The organism is Borrelia coriaceae, assembly GCF_023035295.1.
Classification (GTDB): domain Bacteria; phylum Spirochaetota; class Spirochaetia; order Borreliales; family Borreliaceae; genus Borrelia; species Borrelia coriaceae.
In genome coordinates this window covers 1-12,693 of the sequence record NZ_CP075094.1, presented here as the reverse complement: position 1 = coordinate 12,693, position 12,693 = coordinate 1, and the positions used below count along the sequence as shown (strand labels likewise).

The window sequence follows — 12,693 nt, the reverse complement described above, 5'->3', positions numbered from 1 at the left end:
GTTTCCCTTTAATAACTTCATTATTTTGTTTACTTATTTTCGATTAATTTTTAGTTTCTGTAGTAACAGGAGTATAATTAGCATTTATGTTCATAGCTTTTTTAACTTCTTTAAGTCCTGAATCAATTGTATTTCTTATAGCAATAGTTAGAGTATCTAATGCCTTAGTCACTGCACTGATTGCTATACCTTTCACTGCAGTCGTAATATCATGGCTAGATTTACCATTAGCGAATTTACCACTTTTAGCCATTGCTCTTAATACTATACCTCCTGCTAAGGTGGCATCTTGAAGAGAAGTAACACCAGAAATAGTACTTGCAGAATTTTTAGCTAATTTAGCAGCACCTCCATTTTCTTTAACAATGGCCTTTAGGATATCAGCTCCAGTTACTGCTCCAACTGCCTTTGCAGCATCTGCTGCGACTTTATTTGCATTATCAGAACTATTACCAGCACCATTAGATTCAGCAACAAATAATTTACCTGCTTCACCATCATTAGCAGCAGTAGCACTTCTTGCCCCACCACCACTAGACTTATTATTATCACCAGCCTCAGCATTTCCTTCCTGTCCAAGTACCACACTTACAATCTTTCCAATACCCTCACTAAGAGACTTAACTGAAGATTCTTCAGCTCCAACACCCACAGCAGAACTAGTAATAGCAACATCTCCAAGTGGTTCAGCAACAGTAATAACAGCCTCACTAACAGTCTTAGCACCTTCTATTATTTTATCAAGGGTTTCATTAACCAACTTGTTAACAGCAGTCTCAGTTGCAGTAGCATTAGGATTATTGTCATTTTTCATGTTAGTAACAATGTTATTAAGGCCTGTCTTAGTTCTTTCTAGAGTAGTTTGAATTTTCTTAAAGTAATCTGCAACATCAGACTTTTTAGTATTAGTATTAAACCCTAAAACGCCACCAATAGTATCGCCAAAAGAAGTGAAGACAGATAAGAAGTCATTACCTAAATTAGCAAGTGAGGATAAGAAAGTATTTCTCTTCTCAAGTTCTTCTATTCCATTATTACAAGAAAGGAAAAGAGAGATAAATAATGTTGCACAAATACTTTTTACTCTAATATTCTTAATATTTATTTTCATATATTACGTGCATCATTTCCCTCCATCCTTTAACTAAGGACTCTAAATAGTTAAAAATCTTTGAATAAAAATAAAAACAAAAACCAGGAGCAGAACCAAGCTCCTAGCTTTACATTTATTGACTTTATTTTTTTCATTAATTACTTTTCAAGTAAATACTAATCTTGTAATTTATAAAATTAACTTTTTATATTTTACTAACTAAGATTGAGAAGTAACCTCTTTATTTGCAGGTATTGTAAGCCCATTGATTGAAGTTTCTACCAATCCATTAATAACTTTTAATAACTCGTCAATTGCTGCGTTTAGCTTAACAAGCTCTTCTTTCCCTTTACCTCCAGTACGATCATTTTTGTCTATAGCATTTTTTGCATTTGCATCAGTAGTACCTCCACTGCTAGCCCCTAAATTAGTATATTGTCCTCTTAATTTGCCAACAAATTCTCCAGATGCACTTATAACACCATCGACTTTTTGCTCTAAATCTCGATCTTTAATAGATTCTAAATTTTTTAAAGCTTTTGCTTTTTTTACTATATCTAATCCAATACTATAAACTCCTGCCATCAATGATGTATTCTTATCAGTATCATCACCAAGAGTATTATCATTATTTTGAATTTTCTTACCAATACCTTTAGCAAGCTCATCAATAGATTTAACTAAAGCATGAACTTCTTTAACACCTTCTGCAAAGGAAATAGCCTCTTTTATCTTTTTACCTACTTCTGCTAAATCAATTATTGTTCCATCAGCCATAGCTGCTTGCCTATCTCTAAGCTCTGGTCCTGCATTATTACAGGAAAGGAATAAAGATATAAATAATGTTGCACAAATACTTTTTATATGTTTAGTCATATATTAGCTGCCTCATACCTACTACTGTTAAGTATAAGTAACATACTTCTTAAAATAAAACTCTTGGACTATGAGAGTAAATTCAATCAAATCTTGAATCTTGATAAAGATAAAATTAAAGAGGTACTAAGTCATACACACAATGAGTTCATAAAATTCACCATTGGGAATAGTAATGATAAAAAATACTTTTAAAGAAGTAATGAAAAGCTCAGGGAATAGCAATAACAATGATTTCGATCAATTTAAATAATAGATAACAAGCACTTGTAGGATATTAGAAAGTTAAAGATATCATTACATAAATAAACAAACAGAAACGGTAAAATTAAGAAATCATATTTAATATGACTGTGTTTCATTTATCAATTACGTATACACCTAGAGCTTAGTTAAGTATTATTAATGTAATACTTAACTAAGCTCTAAAGCTTTATTCGAATGAACCTAAATTAAGGTAGTACCAAAATGAATAGCACTACTAACGGTAATTAAAATACAACAAATTTTAAATAAAATCAACTATCTTGATCTATCAATATCATTATTCCTTGCCAAAATAATTTATTATTTTGTATACAAGAATAGAAACATTGATGAAAATTTTTATTCATTAAATGATGATTTAATCATTTGTTACTTATTTAAATCTAGCTAATAAATATTAAAATATTTCTTTTGATTTCTTCTTTTAAGACAGCTTTATTAAGCAAATAATATTTTAAATTGGATATATACTTTTATCAAGTCTTTTATATATTGACTATTTGTTGTTATTATCACGGACTCATTTTTTGTTCTTAAAACTTAGAAAGTATAAATTACAATCATGAAGGAAAATTAAATCTACTACTTTTATAGTAAACCCTTTTTTTTAAGAAACCGATTTTTAAAGATCCTATTACATAAGATCCTATTACATAGATCTTATGTAATAAATTGTTCATGACTATTTTTTATTAACAGTCTTCCAAACTTTTAAATTCTTTCATAAAATCTTCTAGCAAATCTTTTTTACTTAAAAAAAGCTTGTCCAATATAAATCCTGTAAATTTAGCATTTTGTTTATAAAAAGTATAACTTTCTTGACTCTTAAGTTGAAATCTTAATGGTTTTATTGAATTTTGTCTTGATTTTTTTAGTGTTGCACTATTATTGGTTTTAATGAAAGACAAAGTTTGATTAAACCCATTTTTTAAAATAAAATCATCATTTATTAATCCTTCTTCCATTGCTGTGGCTATTTTTAAATAATTATACACTTGTGTTTTTGCTAAATTAAAATTTAATATAAAATCAATGAAATTTTTATAGCCATCCAACTTATAATATCCTTTGTCTTTGATTTCCTTTAAAATTTTCATTGTTTCTATTTTAGAGAAAATTTCATCTTTAAAATTTATAATCAATTTCTCTTTTAATTTATTATAATGAGTTAATATTTTTTCATGCTCTGATAAATTCCTATCTTCTAAAGCTCTCTTATTTAATTTTATTTTCATATAAAAACTCCTTTTTTTTGCCATACGTTCACTAGTGAACATTTATTTTTTGCTAAATTTCTCTTAAAAAGCAATCCAATGCTTTTTGATATTCATGTATATAATCTTTATTTAAATCGAAAGTACTATCTTCCGCTAGTCTCTTATTCAAATCTTCTCTTTCAGATACAGTTCCTAAAAAATTATTCTTAGACCTTAAAATATCAAGAAGATATTTGTGAGTATTATTTTTCCTAAATCTAGTAACTAATATAAAAACAGAAAGAGATAAATCCAACTTACCGACAAAGAATTCAAATAACTCTAAACTTTCAACTGCCCATTTTTCTGCTGTCATTGGGACTATTATATAATTACTACAAACTAAAGCATTTACCAAAGTGAAGTCTAAACTAGGATTTGTATCAATTAGTATATAGTCATAATCAATTTCTAATTGTTTTAATTGTTTTTTAAGTTTCATCTCTTTGAAAGGAATTGGTTCCATATTAAACTGATGTAAACTTAAATAACTTGGTATTAAATCTAAATTTTTATCAATAACAAATATTGCATTGTTAATGCTCAAATTGTTTTTTAAAACTTCATAAACATTTTTATCTATAAGGTTTACATCTAATTTTGAAAGTTTAGGAGAATAATAACTAGTAGTAGAAGCTTGTGTATCCATATCTATTAAAAGTACTTTATATTTTTGGGACAGTAAAGTTGCAAATATAATTGAGCTTGTGCTTTTTCCAACACCACCTTTAATAGATGCAACGGTGATTATTGTAGTTTTTTTTCTATCCATTTATTTATAAAACCCCCATCTGGCAAATTTTTACCATAAAATTCGTATATTTGCTTCTCTAAATTTGCAAGCTTCTCAATTAAAAATTTGGAATACTTTGTATTCGACTTATCTTTTTTGAGTAAATAAGAGATTTCTTTCAAATAACAAAAGACACTTCCTTTTTTAAATCTAAATTCTATGTAATAGGCTTTTGAAAAAGTAGATGTTTTCATGATACCATTATCTTCATACCTTGTTACTACATTTTTAATTGGTTTTCTATATCCATAAAAAATACCTAAAAACTTGTCATCATCTTTTAAAGAAAATAAATGAAAAGACTCTATTCTTTCTCTATTAAACAATTTTCTAAATGAAATGAAAAATTTGTTCCTTTGATTTTTATTAATTCCAAACGCATATAAATCTTTCATTATTTTTGTGTGGTACAAAGTTTTGTTATTATTACTTTCTATCTTAACAAAGATAAGCTTGTCTCTTTTTCCTTTAATCTCTAATTCCTTTTTTCTAAGGCGTTCTAATATACTTTCCACGACTTAATCCTTAACTGATAATTCTTTCAAATTTTTCTGCTTTTAAACAACTTTTATTGTTATTTATTATACTCAAAATGGCATAATAATAATGGTTACTAAATACTTTGCCATACTCTAATTTATCTTGTTTATTTAAATAGCTCTTTAATATCGGCGCTAAAATTGATACGTCTACTTTATGTTTGAATTGATCAAGAAGTATGCTAAATATGTTATTTTTCATTTCTTCTGTTTCTTTTGTTGTGATTTTAACATGTCCAATTGTTTTCTTAAGTTTTTTTATAATCTTTTTTAAATCGTTGTATTTGTTACTTTCTATGATAAAATGGGGTTTATACTTATAATATTCGTACACATTTTGTATTTGAGTATTCAATTGTTCACTGTTATATCCTTCATTTTTTAAGCCAATTTTCATTTCATTTAATATTTTGGTTAACTCTAGTTGTTTATTCTTAAGTTTAATTTCTTTCGGTTTAATAGCACTTTCTTTTTTGTATACGCCATTTTGAAAGAAGTTCTCAGTTCTTTTAAGTGCTTTCAATATTTCAATTGTATCATTTTTTTTTAATTCTAAGTTCAAAATAGAGAAGAAAGTGTTTGTTTTGAATTTACATTTTGTAGCGTACTTATGAACTTGTATTTTTTCTATACATTTTGTGTTATTCTTCTTTTCTCTATTATAAGTATTATAATAACACTCCTCTTTTTTTACATTGCTATTTTTAGTACAGGTCTTTTCAAGATATGCATTAACACGGTTTTGATGTCTTTCTTCTTTTTTATTTATAAAGTGTTTATTGATGATACGGTAGCATTCTTTCTTGGAGTACTTAAGTGAGTAATGAATTTCAGTACCCATATTTACGCCCAAATGTCTGTAATAATTTAGTGTGACACCGAATATTTTGTTTAATTTATAAAGATAGTTTTGTAGAGTTTTAATTTTAGCAGATTTGTATTTATTTTGTTTAATATTTTTATTAAAATAATAAAGTATGTCACTTTGAGTGTATTTTTTTAATTTTAAGTTCATGTAATTTAGTGTAGATATTAAAATGATTAATTTGTGTTGATGTTTATTATTGTTCTTTTCTGTATCTTTCATTTGATACTCCTTAATTGTAGGTATTACTAAGATTCATGATAACGCAATTGTTACTAAAAAGTAAACTATTATTTTAATAAAAATTAAAAAAATAGTTTAGTGAAATGTAAAGATGTGATAGTGTGTAGAGGTAGTGATGCAATAACTTGGTATTAAGTTTGATAAGATAATTCAATTAATTAATATTGACTATTTATGGTATTAGTTAATCTACTGATTCAATTGGTAATATTGTTGTTATTGAGACTGATCAATAGGATAAGGTCAATTCATGTGATGAGTTGCTTAATGGTGATGTTAATGAGACAGATGCGTGAGTGAAAGTAAATATCAACCTTAAGTTTGATGTTTGACTGATATATTATTGATTTTATAATAATACATTATAGAATTTATGTTTTACTTGAGTATTAAGGCTATAAAACCTCCAAGTACTGTGAGCCATAATGCAAAGGTTAAGTTGAATATCCATTTGTTATTTTTCTCTAAGTTGGATATATCTTTTCTGATAAGAGAAATCTCATTTTTGACATTATCAATTTTTATATTGAGATTGTTTTCAACAGTGTCAATTTTATTATCAAGTGTTTTAATATTAGATTTTAATTCATTTTTGACGTTGTCAATTTTTACGTTTAATTCGTTTTTAACAATATCGATTTTGTTATCAAGGTCTTTGATATCAGATTTTAACTCGTTTCTAACGTTATCAATCTTTATATTGAAATTGTTTTCAACAATGTCAATTTTATTATCAAGGTCTTTGATATCAGATTTTAACTCGTTTCTAACGTTATCAATTTTTATATTGAGATTGTTTTCAACAGTGTCAATTTTATTATCAAGGTCTTTGATATCAGATTTTAACTCGTTTCTAACGTTATCAATTTTTATATTGAGATTGTTTTCAACAGTGTCAATTTTATTATCAAGGTCTTTGATATCAGATTTTAATTCGTTTTTAGTGTTATCAGTCTTTGCAGTGAGGTTATTTTCAGTGTTATCAATTTTATTATCAAGGTCTTTGATATCGGATTTTAAATTTGCTTCAATCTTTTCAAGTTTGAGATTAAGGGTATTTTCTAAATACTCAATGTCTTTGTAAGTAAGTTCATTACGATAGTATCTAAAGGAAAGATCAGTAGCAATGTCTCTGTTAATGCCTGCTTTAATAAGTTCAGCTATAACCATTTGTTGAGTAATAATTGGTTTAGCATATGCCATAAAAAAAACTCCTAAATATAATTGTACATTAAATTTAGGTTTTTTAGAAGTTATTATAGTAGGATTAATATTATTCGATATTTATTTAAAATAAAAAATAAATTAATATCTTACTATTAAATTGTACAGTATTATAAGTAATAATATTTAGTATGTGCTAATTCATATTTATATGTAAAACAATTTATTGAATATAGTAAAACTGATAAAAATGTAAGTTAGTGTATATATTTTGTATTTGACTATGTGATTTTAGTGAGTATATTTTTTTGATATAAACCTTAGTTTAATATTAGTGATAAGAATATCTATTAAAATATATTTTAGGATACTCAAACCTTTAATGAAGGATATATCTGATTTGAAGAGCTGTGTATTTGAGGGTTGTATATGTTTATTATGTTGTGGATGTCAATTTGGTGCAATATGGATTGATGCTTTCTGGTTTGCGATTTCCAGCACAGTGTAATAGATATTCCATATTAAAATATACATGACTAGCGAGTTTATGGATTTCTACGAATTTAAGCATGAACTTGCAAAAATTATTGTTTATGTCATTGTGGTTAAGAATATTAAAAGCATTAAAATATTCTTGTTTTGCTTTTGAATAAATATCTTTAAGTTTGATGAAAATGTGTTTATATTTATTATAACGTTTGATGAATTCTTGTGTCTCAGCATAATTGAACATATCTATAATTTCTTTTGTGAAAGTAAACATTTTATCTAGTTCGTATATTTCATGTATGAGATAGGCAGCTTGTTCAGGATTTTGCTTTTTGAGAGTTTGTATAAATTTATAAGATTTTTCAAATAATGATTTGTATTCTTTAGGAACGATATCATCATTCTTATCATGACCAACACATAGACTGATAGAGAAAGCGAATTGAAAGCCATGTCTGAGTTCTTTATCAGATTTTGATTTAATATTTTCAATTTCGTCTGTAAAGTATGTCCCAAGATTTTTTAAATTCTTAAAATTAGTTTTCCAGTTCTTGACACGAACTAATTTTCTTTTTTCATATTCATATTTGTCAAATTTTTTTCGTTGTTCTTTTTCTTCTTCAGATATAGCGTATAAATTAATAATTATAGTTAGGAATACTAGTATTTTGATCATTACTTTAACCTTATAAAGGTAGGATACTATATTTATGGGGAAATGGCAACGTTTGTATATATTTTGTGTTGAATAATTATAATGTTTATTGTATTGTGGGTGTTAATTTGTTGCAATATGTTTTGTTGTTTGTTCTTGTGTTAGTGTCTGTGCATTTGAATAGGTTTTCCATGTTAAAGTATATATGACTAGCAAGATTGTGAATTTCTGTGAATTTAGTCATGAACTTGCAAAAATTATTGTTTATATCATTGTGGTCAAGAATATTAAAAGTTTCAAAATATTCTTGAGTAGCCTTTGAATAGATATCTTTAAGTTTTATGAAAATGTGTTCATATTTATTATGTTTCATAAATTTTTGTCTGTAGGTATCATACTTAAATATGTCTAAAGTTCTTTTTGTGGAGGTAAGCATTTCATCTAGTTCGTATATTTCATGTATTAGATAGGCAGTTTGGTCAGGATTTTTATGTTTGAGAGTGTTTATGAATTTGTAAGACTTTTCAAATAATGATTTGTATTCTTTAGGTACGATGTCATCTGATGTTGAGGAGTTGAGTCCAAAAGAGAAAGCGAATTGAAAGTCATGTTTAAGTTCTTTATCAGAATATGATTTAATATTTTCAATTTCATCTGTGAAAAATGGACTAAGACTTTTTAAGTTCTTAAAATTGGTTTTCCAGTCTTTGACACGTGTTAATTTTCTTTTTTCATAAGCATATTTATCATATTGTTTTAGTTTTTCTTCTTCCTCTTCATATTCATATATAGCAGCTATATTGATTATAGCAGTTAGGAATAATAGTATTTTTATCATTGTTTTAACCTTAACCTTAAGATTAGGATAATCTATTTATAGTAATAATGCAAGTGAATAGGGTGGTAAGAAAAATATTATTAATCGATTTAAATAAAAAATTATATTTTATTTATTTAAAATTTATATATTATTCATAATAATTTTTTAAATGTAGATTAGTACATATTTTGTATTTATTTTTTTATTTACGTTTATTTATAAGTTAACTTTTTATTTTACTATTCTGTAATCAGTTTAACTTGTCTTTGATTTTACTATTTTTTCTATCGGTTTTTATTGATTAATTTAGCCTTAGTTTAGTCCTTCTTGATTCTAGGATATTTGATAGAAATACATGAGAAGTCAGTTGCTATGTAGCAGTATGGTTAGATATACCTATTCATTGTGTAGGAATAGGTATAAACTCTACGGTATCTCTTAGAGATTGGACAATCATTGTATTACTTTGTATATATTCTTTAAATGCTTCGAACATTTCTTCATTGGTATTTCTAATAAAAGTAACATAATGATAGAAAAAACTTCGTACTGGATTATCAACTGGATTGCGATATTCCTCTAAGTAATGATGTCTTCCTTTGGTTAATATATTGCTTATATGTTTTTCAAGAGTTATGTTGTTTGCATATAATTTCCGTTCTTTTTCTAGGAGATTATAGATTGGAGAAAAAGCATTAGCTAATTCTTTTTGTTTTGATATGTCTTTTGAAAGCCAATTAACAAAACTTGTATATCTATTTAGTTCATGTTGATAATCTTCGATTAGATCTCTAGGATGGTTCAATGTACCATTTTGATATGCTTCAATCATATTTCGTAGTTCTTGAAATGCTTTATTAAATGCAAACATTAATAAGTTAAATTTGTCCTTTTCTTCATTAGTTAAAGTAAGTATATTTGATTCTTGTGTATTTTCATTTCTATGTTCTTGAATTTTGAGTGTTGGGGGCTCTATTGATTGAGTGTTATCGGGATTAGAGCCTGTGTTCAATTGATATTCACTGCAGCAGTATAAAAGCAATGTGTGATAAAGTACTAATAATTTGATAAATATATTCATAATATTCTCCTTATTTAATTTTTAAATTTGATATAAATTATTATATTTTATTATTTGAGAATTATTCTATATACTTGATAAGTATTAATTGTTTTTGCAAAGTTTATTTTTTTGTTATAGTTTTTGTTGAGTAATTATAAATTTTGTTAATTTGTGTTGAAAGATAGCTTTGGTTAGGGCTTATAAGTCAAGATGAGATATGGTAATGATGCTTCATTGTGTATTTTATTATTGGTGTATATTTTATTGGATTTAAATAGTTGTTTATTGAAATGGTGTTTTAGTAAAATAGGGTTTTTATAAAATATAATGTATTATATAATAAGAAGATTGTTATGGTACTTTCGTAACCAGTAATTACACAATAGATGGTGATAGCAGAGCTTACTAGAGCAGGTATAAGTAAATAAATTGCTGTTGATTTGTCTTATAGTTATTATAGGAATGAGTTATCAATATAAAGATATTGAGTTTTTGAAAGAAAACTTTGATATTAAATTAGAAAAGGTAGAATCATTCTTGCAAGCCGAGATTAAAGCAGTCAATATTGATTTATCTAATAAAATAGAAATTAAATTTAATGAATTAGATAATAAGATAGACATTAATAAGATGGAGCTTAGAAATACTTTAAAAGTATATAATTGGATGCTAGGAACAATTATTATTATATGTATAGGGATATTATTAATTTTGATATTTAAGTAGGCATTGAATATATACTAGTGAGAGTTATTCTAGGGGGAGTGATCAATTATGAGCATAATAGTGTTTAGTATGTTGATGGAGCAAGAAAAATATCTTTTGAAGCAATTTTTAAATATTTTAAATAAAAAAATATTTTATATAATCTAAATTTATGTATTATTCAGAACAATTTATTGAAATTTGGAAATGTAAATTAGTATATATTTTATATATTTTAGTGAGTATATTTTGATATAAACTTTATTTTGAATATTAGTGATAAGAGAAGAGTATTTATTAAAGTATATATTTGGAATATTTAGGTCCTTAATAGGGGATATGGATGGTTTTTTAGGGTATGTATATTTAATTTTTATGTTTTATAATATTGTGGATGTTAATTTGGTGCAATATGGATTGATGGTTTCTGGTATTGATGATCCACTGTCTATGCATTTAAAGCGAAGGTTATCCATGTTGAAATAAACATGAGTAGCGATCTTATGAGTTTCTACGAATTTAAGCATAAATTTGCAGAAATTATTGTCTGTATAATTTTGCTTGAGTATATTGAGAGTTAAGTTGTAATCATGTTTTGCCTTTGAATAAATATCTTTAAGTTTTATGAAAATGGGCTTATATTTGTTATAACGTTTTAAGAATTCTTGTATCCTAGGGTAATTGAACATGACTATAGTTTCGCTTGTATGACTTAATATCGCTCCCAATTCAGTTATTTCATATATGATATAAGCAGCTTGGTCAAGATTTTTATGTTTGAGAGTATTAATAAATGTGTGGTAATGTTTAATTATGTCGTGGTATCGAAATGCTACATTGTTTGATAGTGGGGTACATGTGTTACTGTTTGGCTTGTATTTACATTCTAGAGATAATTCTTTATCAGAAAGGCTAAGTACAGATTTAATCTTTTCGATTTGGTGTGTGAAGTATACTCCTAAATTTGTCAAGTTATTAAAATTAGTTTTCCAGTTTTTTACACGAACTAGTTTTCTTTTTAAGTAGCGGTATTTATCATAATCATAATATTTTGTGTTTTCTTTTTTTATATTTTCACATATAGAGAATGTGTTAGTTGTAATAGTGATGAGCAGTATTAATTTTAACATTCTTTAACCTTAGTAGAAGGATAGTCTATTTATAGTAACAATGCAAGTGAATAGAGGTAAAAAATATTTTTAATTGATTTAAATAAATACAGATATTTTATTTGGTTTAAATTTTAACTATCACTTAGTATATATTTGTATTCGATTGTATACTTTTAGTTAGTACATTTTTGCATGAATTTTAGTTCAAAAAAATATCAATATGTATACTGTCATGGATCTTGAAAGTAAGTAATAAAATTATGTGAAATATAAATATTTTTTCTAAAGCATTTTTCAAAATTTATGCTTTAGAAAATTTTTTTGCTTATTATTAATAACTTAAAAATCGATATAAAAAATATTATGAGAGTTTTAAATTATTATTTGATTTGCCTGTACGTTATAAAGAATGTTATCTGTTGTAAAGTTAGAGATAGTAAGATTTTTGTTATTGGGTTTTGTACTATTTGATATTAAGACGTAATTTTGTTGGGCTTTATTGTGAATTAGTCCGTAGTGGATTTGAATATAAAAAAATGTCAACTTTGGTATATTTTCGGGACAACTATTGTATAGTTTTGTGGCAACTTTGCTCATTTTAGGTGCAACTCATAAAAATAAAAAATCTTAAGAGACAACTTTGTGCATTTTCATGGCAACTATGTATAGAATTGAGGTAGCTATGTTTTTATTTGAGGAAACTTTGTTCATTATTATTAGCCAAATACTTATGTACTAATAACAAATTATATA

At 25.9% G+C, this 12,693-nt stretch carries 12 protein-coding genes; 1 reads left to right on the top strand and 11 read right to left on the bottom strand.

The features are described 5' to 3' along the window. Positions 1-43: 43 nt before the first annotated feature. From bcCo53_RS07705 to bcCo53_RS07660, 10 genes are all read right to left on the bottom strand, one after another. Positions 44-1,111, bottom strand: coding sequence for a variable large family protein (locus bcCo53_RS07705; RefSeq protein ID WP_025408637.1), 1,068 nt, complete (start codon positions 1,109-1,111; stop codon positions 44-46). Between the two features lie 201 nt (positions 1,112-1,312). Continuing rightward, positions 1,313-1,969 (bottom strand): Vsp/OspC family lipoprotein, encoded by a 657-nt coding sequence (locus bcCo53_RS07700; protein WP_025408638.1) that lies wholly within the window; start codon positions 1,967-1,969, stop codon positions 1,313-1,315. A 959-nt stretch (positions 1,970-2,928) separates the two neighbouring features. After that, a complete protein-coding gene (locus bcCo53_RS07695) occupies positions 2,929-3,471 on the bottom strand; it encodes a chromosome replication/partitioning protein (RefSeq protein ID WP_025408639.1) in 543 nt (180 codons plus the stop codon). Positions 3,472-3,523: 52 nt separating this feature from the next. Further along, a complete protein-coding gene (locus bcCo53_RS07690; protein ID WP_028328198.1) occupies positions 3,524-4,264 on the bottom strand; it encodes a ParA family protein in 741 nt (246 codons plus the stop codon). After that, positions 4,240-4,800 carry a DUF226 domain-containing protein gene (locus bcCo53_RS07685; protein WP_025408640.1) on the bottom strand — a complete coding sequence of 187 codons (561 nt, stop codon included), beginning with the start codon at positions 4,798-4,800 and terminating at the stop codon, positions 4,240-4,242. The genes bcCo53_RS07690 and bcCo53_RS07685 overlap by 25 nt, the downstream gene beginning before the upstream one ends. Before the next feature lie 10 nt (positions 4,801-4,810). Continuing rightward, positions 4,811-5,911, bottom strand: a complete 1,101-nt coding sequence (locus bcCo53_RS07680; RefSeq protein WP_025408641.1) for a plasmid maintenance protein — start codon at positions 5,909-5,911, stop codon at positions 4,811-4,813. Positions 5,912-6,310: 399 nt separating this feature from the next. Next, positions 6,311-7,135, bottom strand: a complete 825-nt coding sequence (gene bdr, locus bcCo53_RS07675; RefSeq protein WP_025408642.1) for a Bdr family repetitive protein — start codon at positions 7,133-7,135, stop codon at positions 6,311-6,313. 397 nt (positions 7,136-7,532) lie between these two features. Further along, positions 7,533-8,261: a hypothetical protein gene (locus tag bcCo53_RS07670; protein ID WP_025408643.1), complete on the bottom strand. Its 729-nt coding sequence runs from the start codon at positions 8,259-8,261 to the stop codon at positions 7,533-7,535. An 85-nt stretch (positions 8,262-8,346) separates the two neighbouring features. Beyond that, complete coding sequence (locus bcCo53_RS07665; RefSeq protein ID WP_025408644.1) at positions 8,347-9,078, bottom strand: hypothetical protein; 732 nt, start codon at positions 9,076-9,078, stop codon at positions 8,347-8,349. 382 nt (positions 9,079-9,460) lie between these two features. Further along, positions 9,461-10,141 carry an Mlp family lipoprotein gene (locus tag bcCo53_RS07660; protein WP_025408645.1) on the bottom strand — a complete coding sequence of 227 codons (681 nt, stop codon included), beginning with the start codon at positions 10,139-10,141 and terminating at the stop codon, positions 9,461-9,463. Between the two features lie 474 nt (positions 10,142-10,615). Between bcCo53_RS07660 and bcCo53_RS07655 the strand changes: the two genes are divergently transcribed. After that, positions 10,616-10,849, top strand: coding sequence for a hypothetical protein (locus bcCo53_RS07655; protein ID WP_425532461.1), 234 nt, complete (start codon positions 10,616-10,618; stop codon positions 10,847-10,849). Positions 10,850-11,208: 359 nt separating this feature from the next. Here bcCo53_RS07655 and bcCo53_RS07650 read toward each other — a convergent pair whose 3' ends face one another. Next, a complete protein-coding gene (locus bcCo53_RS07650; protein WP_028328201.1) occupies positions 11,209-11,958 on the bottom strand; it encodes a hypothetical protein in 750 nt (249 codons plus the stop codon). Positions 11,959-12,693 lie beyond the last annotated feature (735 nt).